The sequence below is a fragment of the Thalassospira sp. ABD4_177 genome (assembly GCF_056160125.1).
Map to the genome: position 1 here is coordinate 982,572 of NZ_JBSWWO010000001.1, position 15,122 is coordinate 997,693.

At 55.9% G+C, this 15,122-nt stretch carries 15 protein-coding genes; 5 read left to right on the forward strand and 10 right to left on the reverse strand.

All coding sequences use genetic code 11. From position 1 onward, the window contains the following. Positions 1 to 149: 149 nt before the first annotated feature. Positions 150 to 1,394, forward strand: coding sequence for a winged helix-turn-helix domain-containing protein (locus ACXAF0_RS04515; protein ID WP_475344167.1), 1,245 nt, complete (start codon positions 150 to 152; stop codon positions 1,392 to 1,394). Between the two features lie 356 nt (positions 1,395 to 1,750). Here ACXAF0_RS04515 and ACXAF0_RS04520 read toward each other — a convergent pair whose 3' ends face one another. The 7 genes from ACXAF0_RS04520 to ACXAF0_RS04550 form a co-directional block, all read right to left on the reverse strand. Then, positions 1,751 to 2,521 (reverse strand): SDR family NAD(P)-dependent oxidoreductase, encoded by a 771-nt coding sequence (locus tag ACXAF0_RS04520; protein ID WP_475344168.1) that lies wholly within the window; start codon positions 2,519 to 2,521, stop codon positions 1,751 to 1,753. 78 nt (positions 2,522 to 2,599) lie between these two features. Then, positions 2,600 to 3,607 (reverse strand): ABC transporter ATP-binding protein, encoded by a 1,008-nt coding sequence (locus ACXAF0_RS04525; RefSeq protein ID WP_475344169.1) that lies wholly within the window; start codon positions 3,605 to 3,607, stop codon positions 2,600 to 2,602. A gap of 38 nt (positions 3,608 to 3,645) precedes the next feature. Then, a complete protein-coding gene (locus ACXAF0_RS04530; RefSeq protein ID WP_475344171.1) occupies positions 3,646 to 4,476 on the reverse strand; it encodes a carbohydrate ABC transporter permease in 831 nt (276 codons plus the stop codon). Between the two features lie 10 nt (positions 4,477 to 4,486). After that, positions 4,487 to 5,359 carry a carbohydrate ABC transporter permease gene (locus ACXAF0_RS04535; protein WP_475344172.1) on the reverse strand — a complete coding sequence of 291 codons (873 nt, stop codon included), beginning with the start codon at positions 5,357 to 5,359 and terminating at the stop codon, positions 4,487 to 4,489. 148 nt (positions 5,360 to 5,507) lie between these two features. Further along, on the reverse strand, positions 5,508 to 6,818 hold the full coding sequence (locus tag ACXAF0_RS04540; protein WP_475344174.1) for an ABC transporter substrate-binding protein: 1,311 nt from the start codon (positions 6,816 to 6,818) through the stop codon (positions 5,508 to 5,510). A gap of 197 nt (positions 6,819 to 7,015) precedes the next feature. Continuing rightward, positions 7,016 to 7,966, reverse strand: coding sequence for a sugar-binding transcriptional regulator (locus ACXAF0_RS04545; protein WP_475344175.1), 951 nt, complete (start codon positions 7,964 to 7,966; stop codon positions 7,016 to 7,018). Positions 7,967 to 8,159: 193 nt separating this feature from the next. Then, complete coding sequence (locus ACXAF0_RS04550; protein ID WP_475344177.1) at positions 8,160 to 9,182, reverse strand: aspartate-semialdehyde dehydrogenase; 1,023 nt, start codon at positions 9,180 to 9,182, stop codon at positions 8,160 to 8,162. A gap of 405 nt (positions 9,183 to 9,587) precedes the next feature. Between ACXAF0_RS04550 and ACXAF0_RS04555 the strand changes: the two genes are divergently transcribed. The 4 genes from ACXAF0_RS04555 to sigJ all read left to right on the forward strand — a co-directional run bounded on the left by ACXAF0_RS04555 (position 9,588) and on the right by sigJ (position 13,048). Continuing rightward, positions 9,588 to 10,811 (forward strand): class I SAM-dependent methyltransferase, encoded by a 1,224-nt coding sequence (locus ACXAF0_RS04555; protein ID WP_475344178.1) that lies wholly within the window; start codon positions 9,588 to 9,590, stop codon positions 10,809 to 10,811. 246 nt (positions 10,812 to 11,057) lie between these two features. Next, complete coding sequence (locus ACXAF0_RS04560; protein ID WP_475344181.1) at positions 11,058 to 11,474, forward strand: hypothetical protein; 417 nt, start codon at positions 11,058 to 11,060, stop codon at positions 11,472 to 11,474. Positions 11,475 to 11,607: 133 nt separating this feature from the next. Next, positions 11,608 to 12,042, forward strand: a complete 435-nt coding sequence (locus tag ACXAF0_RS04565) for a carboxymuconolactone decarboxylase family protein (protein WP_475344183.1) — start codon at positions 11,608 to 11,610, stop codon at positions 12,040 to 12,042. A gap of 103 nt (positions 12,043 to 12,145) precedes the next feature. Next, complete coding sequence (gene sigJ / locus ACXAF0_RS04570; RefSeq protein ID WP_475344185.1) at positions 12,146 to 13,048, forward strand: RNA polymerase sigma factor SigJ; 903 nt, start codon at positions 12,146 to 12,148, stop codon at positions 13,046 to 13,048. Positions 13,049 to 13,104: 56 nt separating this feature from the next. Here sigJ and leuB read toward each other — a convergent pair whose 3' ends face one another. The 3 genes from leuB to ACXAF0_RS04585 all read right to left on the reverse strand — a co-directional run bounded on the left by leuB (position 13,105) and on the right by ACXAF0_RS04585 (position 15,119). Then, positions 13,105 to 14,208: a 3-isopropylmalate dehydrogenase gene (gene leuB, locus ACXAF0_RS04575; protein ID WP_475344188.1), complete on the reverse strand. Its 1,104-nt coding sequence runs from the start codon at positions 14,206 to 14,208 to the stop codon at positions 13,105 to 13,107. 106 nt (positions 14,209 to 14,314) lie between these two features. Next, positions 14,315 to 14,926 (reverse strand): 3-isopropylmalate dehydratase small subunit, encoded by a 612-nt coding sequence (gene leuD / locus ACXAF0_RS04580; RefSeq protein WP_475344191.1) that lies wholly within the window; start codon positions 14,924 to 14,926, stop codon positions 14,315 to 14,317. Positions 14,927 to 14,930: 4 nt separating this feature from the next. Further along, positions 14,931 to 15,119 (reverse strand): hypothetical protein, encoded by a 189-nt coding sequence (locus ACXAF0_RS04585; RefSeq protein ID WP_062955955.1) that lies wholly within the window; start codon positions 15,117 to 15,119, stop codon positions 14,931 to 14,933. Positions 15,120 to 15,122 lie beyond the last annotated feature (3 nt).

Below are 15,122 nucleotides of genomic sequence, written 5' to 3' on the forward strand. Positions count from 1 at the left end.
CATTGCTGCAATGTTATCTGAAGCCTATGAGCGTCGCGGGATTCGGTCAAGCGCATCAACCGTTAGCGTGCTGAAATCATCCTGCCAGAATTGTCAGGAGACTGTGTTAGTATCACCCTGTTTCCATTTAAGAAATTACATGTGTTCCGATGCCAATTGACAGTGCCGCCATGCCATCGCCCGTCGTTTCGATTTCCGCCAAGCAGGCTCGAAACCTGGCCCTTGTCGGGCAGGGGTTTGAGGCCAATCCGGATCGGGATGTGACCAAGCGCCGGATTTTGAAGACCATCCGGGCTACCAACATGCTGCAGGTCGATAGTGTCAATGTTCTGACGCGTGCGCATTACATGCCGGTCTTTTCGCGGCTGGGCGTTTATGATCCGAAGCTGCTTGATGAAATGGTCTGGGGGAATGCCCGGCAGAGGAAGCTGTTTGAGTATTGGGGCCATGAAGCATCAATGATCCCGGTTGAGGATTACCCCCTGTATCGCTGGCGGATGCGCGATGCCGAGCAGGGCTTGGGAACCTGGGGCAATATCGCACGGGTTCAGCGTGAACAGCCTGATCTGATTGACAATATCCTGCGCCATATCGACCGCGAAGGGGCGGTTGCCGCCAGTTCACTCGAAACCGAGGAACGTAGCAGCGAGAAATGGTGGGGCTGGTCAAACACCAAGACCGCGATGGAATATCTGTTCTGGAGCGGTCAGGTCATGGCGCGCAAACGGCGCAGCAGTTTTGAACGCGAATATGATCTGCCCCATCGCATCATCGGCGATGCGGCCCACGAACCCGACCGGGATCGGCAGGACGCGATGTGCGATCTGATCTGTCAGGGGATTGCCGCCATGGGGGTCGCCGCCGAGATTGATCTGCGCAAATATTTCCGCCTGCCAACCGACGAGACCAAGGCCTGTCTAGCCCGCCTTGTCGAAGAAGGGCGGTTGTTGCGGGCCGATGTCGAAGGCTGGAAACAGCCGGGCTATCTGTGCCCGAACGTCAATCCGAGATCGCGGGCCAAGCCGACCTGTCTGATGGTGCCGTTTGATCCGGTGATGTGGGAACGTGACCGGGTGGAGCGGATATTCGGTTTTGCCTATCGGATCGAGATTTATGTTCCGGCCGAGAAACGCGAATACGGCTATTACGTTTTGCCATTCATGTTAAATGGCGAATTTGTTGCGCGGGTGGATTTGAAATCGGACAGGCAGGCCGGGGTGCTTCGGGTGCAAAGTGCGCATCTGGAAAACCATGCCAAGGCCGCGAATGTGGCCGGGCCGTTGATGGAGAACCTGATGCGGCTTTCGGTCTTTTTGGGACTGGACGGGGTCGAGGTCATGCCCGCCAATGACTTTTCGAAGTATATAGGGTCAGCACCCATTAATTTGGTTTAAATGGTTAAACAGATTTGTGTGGATACGCGGAGCAAAGCCGCAGGAAGATATGCATCTTTCAAGGTTTTGCGACAAAGTAGCCCGTGCAAATCCGTTTAATCCGTAGGACAGGCGTTAAACTTGCAAACTCCTGCGTCAAAATCCTTGCGCGGGATACCAACCCGCTCGGCGGACTTTTCCTTGGATTTCGCAAATTTAACGTCTGCCATTCAAATCAAATTAATGGGTGCTGACCCTATCCAGTGTGGCGATAAGGTAAACGGGGCGCAGGTCCCACATCCGCGCCCCGTCTATCCGTCATCCTGGCTGACCACAAAAGCTTCAGGACATTGTGGTCATTATTGTCGCACCTGGCCTTACCAGCAGGTGTAACCCCCATCTGCCAGAACGATGGACCCTGTCATCAGGCTGGAAGCGTCAGATGCAAGGAACAGGACAACCGAACCGATTTCTTCGGTCAGGCCCAGGCGGGCCATCGGGGTGCCATTGATCCAGGCGTCATACATTTCCGGCTTGGATTTCACGAACTCATTAAGCGGGGTCGCGATATAGGTCGGTGCAACCGCATTGACGCGAACACCACGTGCGCCCCATTCAGCCGCAAGCGATTTGGTCAGGTGATGCACCGCGGCCTTGGATGCGTTGTAATAAGCCTGTTCTTGCGGCTTGTTGACGATGAAGCCCGACATGGAACCGACATTGACGATGACGCCGTTTTCTTTGGCCAGCATCTGCTTGCCGAATTCACGGCAGCACCAGAAGGTGCCGTTCAGGTTGACATCAATGACATTGAGCCAGTGTTCATCAGTCACGGTTTCGGCCGGCGTTTCGGAACGTGCGATGCCGGCATTGTTGACAAGGATATCAACGCCGCCCTGCTTGGCCATTTTTTCCGCGCTGTCGCGGACCTGATCGGTGTTGGTGACATCCATGATGTCGATGTCAGCGGAGTAACCTTTGGATTTCAGGTAATCGCGGCCTTCTTCGGCAACGCCATCACTGATATCGCCGATGATGACATGGGCGCCTGCTTCGGCAAGAGCTTCGCAGCAGGACAGGCCGATGGCGCGACCGCCACCGGTGACATAGGCCCGACGGCCGGTAAGATCGAACTTTTTCAGGTACATTTTGGACTCACAATTATCTTGGTTGGTAAGACGGGACCGTAATGCGTGTGGGACATTGCGATCCGGTTCATGCACGTATCAGGACTTGCCCAGCGCCAGCCCGTGGGCGTCAAAGCGATGGAGGCGATCCTGTTCCGGGGTCAGGAAAATTTTGTCATGTTCGCCCAGCGGAACTTCACCGGTGGCACGGACTGTCATCGGGCCATAACCGTCGGCCTCGACATGCAGATAGGTTTCTGCACCAAGGTGTTCGGCGATTTTGACCGTTGCGGGGATTTCCCCGTTTTCCGTGCTGACAGCGACATGTTCCGGGCGAATGCCGATTTCGTGGCAATTGTGTTTTTGTGCAAGCTCCCCGCCCAGGAAGTTCATTTTCGGTGATCCGATGAAGCCCGCGACAAACTTGTTTGCCGGGTTGTTGTAGAGTTCCATCGGTTTGCCGACCTGCTCGACGCGGCCGGCCTGAAGAACCACGATCTTGTCGGCCATGGTCATGGCTTCGACCTGATCGTGGGTCACATAGATCATGGTGGTTTTGAGTTCCTGATGCAGACCGGTGATTTCAAGCCGCATGTTCACACGAAGCGCCGCATCAAGGTTGGAAAGCGGTTCGTCAAACAGGAAGGCGGCCGGGTTGCGGACAATCGCACGACCGATGGCGACACGCTGACGCTGACCACCCGAAAGCGCGCTTGGGCGGCGTTCGAGATAGTCGGTCAGGTTCAGGATCTTGGCCGCAGACTGGACTTTCTCTTCGATAACTTCCTTGCTTTCGCCGGCCATTTTCAGGCCGAAAGCAATGTTGTTATAGACCGTCATATGCGGATAGAGCGCATAGGACTGAAAGACCATGGACAGGCCGCGTTTGGCCGGGGCCTCGTTTGCGACATCCGTGCCATTGATCAGGATTTTGCCATCGGTGACGTCTTCAAGTCCGGCAATCAGACGCAGAAGCGTTGATTTGCCACAGCCCGACGGGCCAACAAAGACAACGAACTCGCCATCATTGATATCAAGATCGACACCGGGAATGACGTCCAGTGTGCCGAAGGTTTTCTTGACTTTCTCCAGTCGGATAGCACCCATTTTGGTGTTCCTTCTTCCAGATTTCGATCAGGCTGCGGTTACTTGACCGCGCCGAATGTCAGACCACGAACCAGCTGTTTCTGAGAGAACCAGCCAATCACGAGAATTGGGGCAACCGCGAGCGTCGATGCGGCTGAAAGCTTCGCCCAGAACAGGCCCTCGGGGCTTGAATAGGAGGCGATGAAAGCTGTCAGCGGGGCTGCATCAGACGTTGTCAGGTTGAGCGTCCAGAAGGCTTCGTTCCATGCCAGGATCACATTGAGCAGCATGGTCGATGCAATGCCCGGAACCGCCATGGGCAACAGCACAAAGATGATTTCCTTGGGCAGGGTCGCGCCATCCATGCGGGCCGCTTCGAGAATGTCGGTCGGGATTTCCTTGAAATAGGTGTAGAGCATCCAGACCATGATCGGCAGGTTCATCAAGAACAGAACCATGATCAGACCAAAGCGGGTATCAAGCAGTCCCCAATCGCGGAACAGCAGATAGATCGGGACCAGAACGCCGACCGGCGGCATCATCTTGGTCGAAAGCATCCAAAGAAGCGCATCCTTGGTTCGCTTGGTCGGATTAAACGCCATTGCCCATGCGCAGGTCACGGCAAAGACCAGACCGACAAGGGTGGATCCGACAGCCAGGATGACCGAGTTCATGGCGAACTTGAAATAGTTCGAGCGTTCCTGAACTTCGACATAGTTTTCCAGCGTCCAGTCAAACGAGATGAAGCTGGGCGGAATGGAAACGGCTTCGAGTTCGGTTTTGAAGCTGGTCAGCACCATCCAGAAGATCGGGAAGAAGATCAGAAGACCCACGATCCATGCAAAGACAGAGAAGCTGACATAGCCAAGGGGTGTCTGTTTGTTTTCCATGTCGTGGTCCCTATTTGTCCAGGTTCTTGCCGATAAGGCGGATCAGGAAGATCGCCACGATATTGGCCAGAATGACCGCAACAATGCCGCCGGCAGACGCACCACCGACATCGAACTGCAACAGCGCCTGCGTATAGACGAGGAAGGCGATGTTGGTCGTTGCCAGACCCGGGCCACCACCGGTGGTGACAAAGATTTCGGCAAAGACGGTCAGCAGGAAGATGGTCTCGATCAGGACAACCACCGTGATCGCACGACTGAGGTGCGGCAGGGTGATATAGAAGAAGATCGAGATCGGCCCGGCACCATCCATCTGGGCGGCTTCTTTCTGATCGCGGTCAAGCGACTGAAGGGCGGTCAGAAGGATGAGCACAGCAAAGGGCAACCATTGCCAGGACACCATGATGATGATTGAGGTGAGTGGTGCATTGGTAAACCAGTCGATCGCGGGCAGGCCAAACAGGCTGGCGATCCAGGCAAACATGCCTGACACCGGATCCATCAAAAGGTTCTTCCAGACCAGCGCGTTCACGGTCGGCATGATGAAGAACGGTGCGATCACCAGCAAGCGCAGGATGCCACGGCCAAAGATTGGCTGATCCAGCATCAGGCCCAGCAGAATGCCACCCACCACGGTGATGACCAGAACCGATCCGACCAGCAACAGGGTGTTGGCAAGGGACGCGAAGAACGCCGGATCTGTCAGGAAGAATTCGTAGTTAAGTGTCCCGATCCACTCTTCCATGCCTGGCGACAACAGGTTGTAGCGCAGGAAGGAGAAGTAAATCGTCATGCCCAGCGGGACGGCCATCCACAAGAACAGGACGATGATCGACGGTGCGGACATGATGCGCCCGGTAAGGGTCGAGGCCCGTGTCGACATGATGTGCTCCCCGAAATTACGTTTTGTCCTTGCCCTTAAGGGAAAAAAAGGGCGGTGCGTTTTGCAACCACCACCCAAGTTTCTCTCAGGTTAAGGAGGTGCAGACCGGAATTCCAATCAGGTAAAGAATTCCGGTCTGGGAAGTGTATCAGTAGTAACCAGCCTTGCGCATGGTGCGATCGGTGGAGGATTGTGCAGCCGAAAGGGCCTGCTCAACACTCATCTGACCGGCAAGGGCTGCGGAGAACTGCTGACCAACCGTGGTGCCGATGCCCTGGAATTCAGGGATTGCGGCGAACTGAACGCCAACATACGGCTTCGGTTCCAGGGTCGAGTTGATCGGGTCTGCGCTGTCGATCGCCAGAAGGGTCTCGTCTGCGAACGGTGCCGCTTCGAGATATTTCGGGTTTTCATAAAGCGACATACGGGTGCCCGGCGGTACGTTTGCCCAGCCTTCCTTGGAGGCAACCAGTTCGAGATAGGCTTTGGAGGTCGCCCAGGAGATGAACTTCTGCGCGGCTTCTACTTTCTGCGAGCCCATCGGAATGCCAAGGTTCCAAGCCCAGAGCCAGTTGGCGCCGGTGCAGGTTACAGCGCAGGGCGCTTCGGTGAAGCCGACCTTGTCTGCAACTTTGGATTCTTTCGGGTTGGTGACAAAGGATGCTGCAACGGTGGCGTCAATCCACATGCCGCATTTGCCGGAGTTGAACAGCGAAAGGTTTTCGTTAAAGCCGTTCGACGTCGCGCCCGGAGGACCGTAGTTGCCAAGAATGTTGGTGTACATGTCGAGCGCATCTTTCCATGCGTCGCCATCAAAGGTCGGTTTCCATTCTTCGTCGAACCAGCGTGCGCCATAGGCGTTGCCCATGGTCGAGATCAGCGCCATGTTCTCACCCCAGCCGGCTTTGCCACGCAGGCAGATGCCGTATACGCCTTCGTCAGGCTTGTGGAGTTTCTTGGCGATCTCAAGGGTCTGGTCCCAGGTCAGGCGACCGTTGATTTCAATACCGGCAGCTTCGAACAGGTCGGTGCGGTACATCATCATCGAGCTTTCGCCGTAGAACGGTGCAGCATAAAGATTGCCATCGTTCGAAACAGCAGAGCGGATCGCCGGCATCAGGTCATCGACGTCATAGTCGGAACCAAGATTATCAAGCGGTGCGAGCCAGCCTTTTTCAGCCCAGATCGGAACTTCATAGGTGCCGATGGTCATGACGTCATACTGACCGCCCTTGGTGGCGATGTCGGTGGTGACGCGCTGACGCAGGGTGTTTTCCTCAAGTGTGACCCACTCAAGGGAAATGTCGGGGTTCTTGGAGGTGAAATCATCCGTCAGCTTCTGCATGCGGATCATGTCACCGTTATTGACGGTTGCGATGGTCAGTTTCGTTTCGGCATTGGCGTGTGCGATACCGCCAGCCAGCAACGCACAAAGCGCTGCTCCCATTACGCGTTTCATATTTCCTCCCAAAGGACTATTTACCCGCTGAGCAACTTCAGCTGCTCATATTGATCATTTGTTCAGGTGATGAGCATTCACTCAATTTCACTGTTGCTTGTCAAACAAAATCGTTTTTGCGCCGCACAACAAAACGCCCCGGCAGCGGGGCTGTCAGGGCGTAAAGGCATTCGAACCATGTGCAAAACCGCCACGTGCTAGCGCAGCAAACTTTCCGCAGTTGCTTCGTCGGTAATGAGAGTTGAAATCAGTTGACCGCGCATGGCCCCCCGAATCGCTGCGACCTTTTTGGCCCCCTTGGCAACCGCGATGGTGTTGGTTGCGGGCTGCACAGCAGGTGCGCTGGTGACGCAATGATTGACCGGATGATCCAGGATGTTGCCATCCTGATCAAAGGACCAACTGATCACCTCGCCAATGCCGCCACTGTCGCGCAGCGAGACCAGCTCATCTTTCGATATAAAGCCATCAATATGCAGCGGCGCATCATCGCCAAGATGCCCGACGCCGATAAAGCGGATATCGGCCTCACGCGCGAGTTTAAGGATATTGTCCATCGGCGGCTGGGATTGCATCCGCTGACGCATCTTCGGATCGGCAATGATGACCGGGATCGGCAACGGGTAATGCGGTGCGCGGGTCCGGTCAGCCAGATCCGTGACCGCGTCATAGAAACTGGCCGCCCCGTCATGGGCGATGGTGCCCACCAGCGAGACGATCTTGTGATGATGGGCATCAATGCGCCCGATCTCATCGACCATGGCGCGCATGGCACGCCCCGTGCCCAATGCGATGATCTGCGGGTCGGTTGAATGCAGCGCACGTTCAAGATAGTTGGCCGCAGCCTGCGCCATGCCAAACATCGCATCCGGGGCAGCCGGATCGGTCGGCACCACATCGCAACTGGCAATGCCGTATGTTTCGCAGATCGCCTTGCCCAGTTCCATGCAATGTGCAATCGGGTGATCGAGGCGGACCTTCACCAGACCTTCGCTGACCGCGGCTGACACCAGACGCTGTGCCGTCGGGCGCGATACGCCAAGCTTGTGGGCGATTTCATCTTGCGTGTTGCCAGCACAATAATAAAGCCAGCCAGCGCGGGCTGCTTCATCGAGGCGGGCCGCTTCCTTGCGCGTGCGTTTGACCATCCGATTCCCCAGATTTTTTTAGGCCCGCGGTCTTTTTGACGATGGGCATTTTTTGGTTTTGAAATGTCGTGTTCTTTTTCCCTAGCGTCTTTTGGCGCCTCTGACCAGCATCTTGCCGGGATGTGGAACGACAAGACCCGCCCAACATGGGGCGGGTCTTGATTTCAAATCGGCGAAGGATCCAGTCGATCCCTTATTTCTTGGGCAGGAAATCGGCGATCAATTTTTCAGCGATCTGCACGGCATTCAATGCCGCACCCTTGCGCAGGTTGTCGCTAACGCACCACAGCGACAGGCCGTTTTCGACGGTCGGGTCCTTGCGCACGCGTGAGACAAAGACATTGTCTTCGCCCTGGACTTCCTGTGGGGTGACATAGCCTTCGTCCTGACGGTAATCGACGACCGAGACACCCGGGAAGTCTTTCATCGCCTTGCGGGCGTCTTCGACGGTGATCGGTTTTTCAAACTCGATATTGACCGCTTCGCCGTGGCCGACAAAGACCGGGACGCGCACACAGGTCGCATGCACCGCGATTTCCGGCGCCAGGATCTTGCGGGTTTCGACCGTCATTTTCCATTCTTCGCGGGTCGCGCCATCATCCATGAAGCTGTCGATATGCGGGATGACGTTAAAGGCGATCTGCTTGGTGAATTCTTCTTTCTGAGGCGGATCATTCACATAGATTCCGCGCGTCTGGTTAAACAGCTCGTCCATCGCGGCACGGCCGGCACCCGATACCGACTGATAGGTCGAAACGACAATGCGTTTGATCGCGGCCATGTCATGAAGCGGCTTAAGGGCCAGCACCATCTGAATGGTCGAACAGTTCGGGTTGGCGATGATGTTTTTCTTGGCATAGCCCGCCAGCGCGTCAGCGTTGACTTCCGGCACCACGAGCGGAACACCCGGCTCCATGCGCCAGTAGCTGGAATTGTCAATCACGACACAACCGGCTTCGGCAGCCTTGGGGCCGAGTTTCTTGGCGGTTTCGCCACCAGCGGAAAACAGGGCAATGTCGGCCTTGGAAAAATCAAAGGTCGCGGCGTCCGAAACCGACAGCTCGTCGTCTTCGCCATAGGAAACCGTGCGGCCGATGGATTTCGAAGAGGCCAGTGCAAAGATCTCGTCTGCCGGGAAATTGCGTTCGGCAAGGGTGTTGAGCATTTCGCGCCCGACATTTCCGGTCGCGCCAACAACGGCGATTTTAAAGCCCATCTGGGTGCCTCTTTTCAGTCTGTCAGGCGGCGGCGATCCGCGCGCCTGCCTGTGAATAATGTCTGATAATCTGGGGCGACATGTAAGGGTTTCTGGGCAATTGCGCAAGCGTGTCCTTGGCAATGCGATAATGATTACTACTTGAGATTGCTGAAAAATCTGGCAGAATTGTTACAGGGGTTCATGTGTCGAACCTGAAATCAGATTCGTTTTGCATTTGCCGGGTTGATTTCTGACTTTCTGCCTGGCGGGCGTTGGCGCCACCAGTGCCACCACCTGACGACTTTTCCGGACGACCAGCCAAAACGTTCCTGATCAAGGGTTAGATGCAGATATGCAGCAACGCTGCATATGGGGCGATCACTATTCGGACTTTTATAAAAAGGACGGCCAATGACGTACCCGATGACTTTGGATTGGACACAGAAAAAGGTTCTCGATTTCTTTCGGGAGCATGTGACGCGCGGAACTTTGGTATTTCGCGTCGATGATAAGCACGAGATCGTGCTGGGGGACGGGACAGACCCGCGGGCGGGGATGACTGTACCGGACTGGACCAACACACTTAGAATGGCACTGAGCCCGGACCCGGGCTTTGGCGAGGCCTTCATGCATGGTGGCTTCGATCTTGTCAAATGCGAGATGGAGGACCTGATCAGGGTCTTGCGTCTTAATTTCGAAGGCGGCCATTCGACCAGCGGGTTTGGCAGCTTTATTGAAAAGCTGCAGGCGCTGAAATTCCAGATCGGGCAGTTTACCTCGGTCCGGGCAGCGTCGCACCGCGTGCGCCATCACTATGATATCGGCAATGATCTTTACACCCGGTTCCTTGATCCGGAGATGCAATATTCATGTGCCTTCTGGGATGGCAGGGCGCAAACCCTGGAAGAAGCCCAGCACCGGAAAATGAGCCTGACGACCCAGCGTCTCAAGATCACCGAACCCGGTTTGCGGGTGGTTGATATCGGGTGTGGCTGGGGCGGTTTGAGCCGCTTTATCCATCGGGAAACCGGGGCCGAGGTGCATGGCATTACCCTGTCGACCGAACAGTATAACTGGGCGCAGGAAAAACGTGCCGAGATGGGCGCGAACATGAAGGCGGGACTTGATTATCACCTGCTGGATTATCGCTTGTTTGCCGATGCCAATGCCGGGAAATATGACCGGGTGGTTTCGGTCGGCATGTTCGAGCATGTCGGACGCCATCAGTTCAAAACCTATTTTGAAAAGGTGGGTGAGCTTCTTAAGGCCGGCGGGCGGGCTGTGATCCACACGATCATCAAGCCGCGGGCCGAATTCACATCGCCGTGGATTGATAAATATATCTTTCCGGGCGGCTACATTCCGGCCGTTCACGAGGTGGTCGAGGCCGCCGAACATGCCAACCTGACGGTCGAAGCATCACATTTCCATCCCGGGCGGAACTATGCCCAAACTCTCATCGCCTGGCGGGATCGGTTCCGCGAAGTTGCCGATGAATTGGACCCGGAAAAGTACGACGAAGAATTCAAACGCATGTGGGAATTCTACCTTGCCGGTTGTATCAATGCTTTTGACGCGGCCGAGGGCGGCGGCGGCATGCGGGTCGGCCAGTTTGTCTTTACCAAGCCGGGCTTTGAATATGCCTGATGATGCAGGGTGGGGAACGATGGTTTCCCGCCCTGTTTGTTTTACGAGTGCCGCTTCCCATATCAACTAATGAGGTGCTCGAAATTGCTGCGGTGAACTGCGCAGCATGACTGCAAATCAAAATCAAACAAAAGCAGTCGCAAACGTGCCTTCAAACCAAGCCACATCGCGTGATGGACCGGCACGACAGATGTGAAAAGCGAATATGAAAAGTGATGGCCGGTCATATTGTCGGGAGGAAACGACATGTTGAAAGTAATCACCTGGGATGACGCCGACCACCAGACGCAGCCGAATGGTGCGACCGCGCCGCATATCGGACGGCCGAAGGACTATGTTCGCGCCTTGTCGGAAATTGAAATGTCGAGCTGTGAACGCGATATGCTGCGGGCGCACGCCAATGCCCCGGGGCGCAAGATTACCGGTTTGAAACTGGCCGAAACGGTTGGGCATTTCGGGTGCCGGATCGGCAATAAAAAATATGGTCGTCTTGCCACCAAGATCGCGACGGCAGCAGACCTTCCGATGTGTGAAACTGATGTCAGTGATTATCTTGCGGCGATCTTTACCCTTGCCGATGGCACGCAAAGCGATGGCGAGGACTGGACATGGGTAATGCATGACAATGTCGTCCGCGCGCTTGAGGATGCCGGCATGGTCTGAGGCGGGTGCATCGCCGATTTTATGAATTTCGAATTTTGCGGGCGGGTCGTGTAACGCGGGCCGCCCTTGTGTCGTCCTTGTGGGCAGAGGGGTGAATTTCCCACTCTTCCTCGTGCCACCAAGGAGAATTGTCATGACCCGCTTTGCCTTTCACGAAATCACCCCAAAACTGTTTCAGGCCCAGTTGGCTGTTGCTACAGCACTTGGCGACGCGCCGCTGATTGAACCTGTATTGCGTGACCTTATTGAGTGCCGGGTGTCGCAGATTAATGGCTGTGCCTATTGTCTTCGGATGCATTCAGACAGCTTTGCCAAACATGGCGGCGATCCCGTTAAACTGACGATGCTGCCGGTTTGGCAAAGTGCCGACGGGTTTAGTGCGGCCGAGCGTGCAGCACTGGTCTGGGCCGAATGCCTGACCCGGGCGGAATGCCAGGTCACGATCTCGAAGTGCCATCGCATGCTTCTGGATCATTTTGAAGAAGCCGAGATTTCCGAGCTGACCTGCATCATTGCCACGATGAATGCATGGAACCGGTTGGGTATTGCGCAGCATGAATTTGCATAATCTTCGCAAGCTTCCTGACGGGGGTGGGAAAAGCCCCTACAATCAGACACACACAGCGATACGGGATTTGCCCGTATCGCTTCACGCGTTTGGTGGGACATCCTTGGCAGATCGTATTTTTGAACAACATCGCGGGCGGCTTACAGCCCTTGCCTATCGCATGCTGGGCAGTCATGCCGATGCCGAAGACGCGGTTCAGGATGTCTGGCTGCGCTGGCGCAATCAGGATCAGGACACGATCGCTGACGCCACAGGGTGGCTGGTGCGGGTGTGCAGCAATATCTGCCTTGATGTGTTGAAATCCGCCCGCCGTCAGCGGGAGAACTATGTCGGTCACTGGTTGCCCGAACCGTGGCTGCCGCCCGAACAACCCAAAGCCGAAGCCGAATTGATCGAGCGTGACGGCCTTGGGCAGGCTTATATGTTGATGCTCGAGCGCCTCGCCCCGATTGAGCGGGTGGCACTTGTGCTGCATGAGGTTTTCGAGTGGATGCATGATGATATTGCGCCCCTGATCGAACGCACGCCGAACAATACCCGTCAGATCCTGTTTCGCGCCCGGCGGAAGATGCAGCGTGAAAATGACCGGGATGCTACGCCCGAACCGAATGCGACAGCGTGCGATCGCGAACGGTTGGACGCGTTTGTTACCGCGATCGGCACCAGTGATGTGGGGCGGTTGCTGGATCTGCTCGCCCCGGATGTGATTTTGTATTCCGATGGTGGGGGCAAGGCGCTGGCGACGGCCAATCCGCTGTTTGGGGCGGATCATGTTTCGCGATTCTTTGTCGGTGTCTGGGGCAAGCGCAGCCCGAATGAGCGCGTGCTTGGCATCACGCTTGCGGATGCATGCTGGCTTCTGATGGTCGAAGACGGGGTTGTGGCGACCGCGATCAGTGCGACTGAACGCGACGGGCAGATTGTTGATCTGTTTGTCCATCGAAACCCGGACAAGCTGGCATTGTTTACAGCGGTTCTGGCCGATGCCCGAGAAATCACCCTGTAACGCAAAAAGGCCGGATCGAAATCCGGCCTTTTCATATTCGGGATCGTAAAGAACGATCAGACGAGCTTGTCGAGTTCGTTGATCAGCGACTCACCCATAACGGTGGTCGAGACCTTGGCCATGCCCGGCTGCATGATGTCGCCGGTGCGAAGCCCGCCCTTAAGGACGTTCTGAACGGCATCTTCGATCAGGGTGGCATCATCGCCCATGTCGAACGAATAACGCAGCATCATGGCAAACGACAGGATGGTGGCCAGCGGGTTGGCGATGTCCTGACCGGCGATGTCTGGGGCGGAGCCATGTACCGGCTCATAGAGCGCTTTGCGCGCACCGTTTTCATCGGCCGCACCAAGCGATGCGGACGGCAGCATGCCGAGCGATCCGGTCAGCATGGCGGCACAATCAGACAGGATGTCGCCAAACATGTTGGTGGTGACCATCACGTCGAACTGTTTCGGGTTACGCACCAGCTGCATGGAGGCGTTGTCGACATACATGTGGCTGAGATCGACTTCCGGGAAGTCTTTGGCAACACGTTCGACAACTTCGCGCCACAGAACGGTGGATTCCAGAACGTTGGCCTTGTCGACAGAGCACAGACGCTTGTCGCGTTTCATCGCCATGTCAAAGGCAACGCGTGCGATGCGTTCGACTTCCGGTTCGGAATAAACCAGGGTGTTGAAGCCATGACGGACACCGTCGCGTTCTTCGATGCCGCGCGGCTGACCGAAATAGATACCCCCGGTCAGTTCACGCAGGATCATGATATCAAGACCCTTGACGATGTCTTCCTTGAGCGAGGACGCACCGGCAAGTGCATCAAACACCAGCGCCGGACGCAGGTTGGCGAACAGACCCATTTCCTTGCGGATTTTCAGAAGACCGCGTTCGGGTTTGATGTCGAACGGCATGTCGTCCCATTTCGGACCACCAACAGCACCAAGCAGAACCGCATCTGCGGCCATGGCATCCGCCAGCGTTTCGTCGGTCAGCGGGTTGTTGTGCGCATCAATCGACGCGCCGCCGATCAGACCTTCGGTGATTTCGAAATTCACGCTGCGCTTTTTCGCCATCCAGTCCATGACGCGCTGAACCTGACGCATGACTTCCGGGCCAATTCCGTCGCCCGGCAGCATCAGTACTTTTTTGGTGGTGCTCATAAATGCTTCCTTCCCAGATTCTTGGGGCCAGATATTTCTCGGGGCGCGTGGCCCCGTAGCGATCAGAAAACGGGCGACAAACGGATGTTTGCCGCCCGTCTTGCAATTACAGCGACAGCCAGGGCTGCGATGCAGCGCGCTTGGCTTCGAAATCATTGATGGCGTCGCCCTTTTGCAGGGTCAGGCCGATATCGTCGAGACCGTTCAGCAGGCAATGCTTGCGGAATTCTTCGACTTCGAACTTGATGCAACCGCCATCCGGGCCGCTGATTTCCTGATTTTCAAGATCGATGGTGACGGTGGCGTTGGCACCACGTTCCGCATCAGACATCAGCTTGTCGACATCTTCCTGCGGCAAGCGGATCGGCAGGATGCCGTTCTTGAAGCAGTTGTTATAGAAAATGTCAGCAAAGCTTGGTGCGATCACGCAGCGAATGCCGAAATCAAGCAGCGACCACGGAGCGTGTTCACGCGAAGAGCCACAGCCGAAGTTATCACCCGATACCAGGATCTTGGCATTGCGATAGGCCGGCTTGTTCAGCACGAAATCCGGGATTTCGTTACCGTTGTCGTCATAACGCATTTCATCAAACAGGTTCTTGCCAAGGCCCGAACGTTTGATGGTTTTGAGGAACTGTTTGGGAATGATCATGTCGGTATCGACATTGATCATTGGCAGCGGTGCTGCAACACCGGTGAGCTTGGTGAATTTTTCCATTGTCTTATCCCTTGCTTCCAGTTTCCCAGGCCAGACCGAGTGCTTCGATCAATTCTTCGGTCGCGTCGAGTTCCTGCGCAACGAAGTCCGGCAGATTGATGCCGGTCAGTTGCGGCAGCAGCTGCTCAAGCACCGGTGCGCGCCCCAGACGCGGGGCACTTTCGCGGAAATTGATGAATGTCTGATCGGCCATGGG

Excerpts from the sequence above, each read along its gene's own strand:
- ACXAF0_RS04515 (WP_475344167.1), top strand. The coding sequence starts at position 150 with ATGCCAATTGACAGTGCCGCCATGCCATCGCCCGTCGTTTCGATTTCC.
- ACXAF0_RS04520 (WP_475344168.1), bottom strand. The coding sequence starts at position 2,521 with ATGTACCTGAAAAAGTTCGATCTTACCGGCCGTCGGGCCTATGTCACC.
- ACXAF0_RS04525 (WP_475344169.1), bottom strand. The coding sequence starts at position 3,607 with ATGGGTGCTATCCGACTGGAGAAAGTCAAGAAAACCTTCGGCACACTG.
- ACXAF0_RS04530 (WP_475344171.1), bottom strand. The coding sequence starts at position 4,476 with ATGGAAAACAAACAGACACCCCTTGGCTATGTCAGCTTCTCTGTCTTT.
- ACXAF0_RS04535 (WP_475344172.1), bottom strand. The coding sequence starts at position 5,359 with ATGTCGACACGGGCCTCGACCCTTACCGGGCGCATCATGTCCGCACCG.
- ACXAF0_RS04540 (WP_475344174.1), bottom strand. The coding sequence starts at position 6,818 with ATGAAACGCGTAATGGGAGCAGCGCTTTGTGCGTTGCTGGCTGGCGGT.
- ACXAF0_RS04545 (WP_475344175.1), bottom strand. The coding sequence starts at position 7,966 with ATGGTCAAACGCACGCGCAAGGAAGCGGCCCGCCTCGATGAAGCAGCC.
- ACXAF0_RS04550 (WP_475344177.1), bottom strand. The coding sequence starts at position 9,182 with ATGGGCTTTAAAATCGCCGTTGTTGGCGCGACCGGAAATGTCGGGCGC.
- ACXAF0_RS04555 (WP_475344178.1), top strand. The coding sequence starts at position 9,588 with ATGACTTTGGATTGGACACAGAAAAAGGTTCTCGATTTCTTTCGGGAG.
- ACXAF0_RS04560 (WP_475344181.1), top strand. The coding sequence starts at position 11,058 with ATGTTGAAAGTAATCACCTGGGATGACGCCGACCACCAGACGCAGCCG.
- ACXAF0_RS04565 (WP_475344183.1), top strand. The coding sequence starts at position 11,608 with ATGACCCGCTTTGCCTTTCACGAAATCACCCCAAAACTGTTTCAGGCC.
- leuB (WP_475344188.1), bottom strand. The coding sequence starts at position 14,208 with ATGAGCACCACCAAAAAAGTACTGATGCTGCCGGGCGACGGAATTGGC.
- leuD (WP_475344191.1), bottom strand. The coding sequence starts at position 14,926 with ATGGAAAAATTCACCAAGCTCACCGGTGTTGCAGCACCGCTGCCAATG.
- ACXAF0_RS04585 (WP_062955955.1), bottom strand. The coding sequence starts at position 15,119 with ATGGCCGATCAGACATTCATCAATTTCCGCGAAAGTGCCCCGCGTCTG.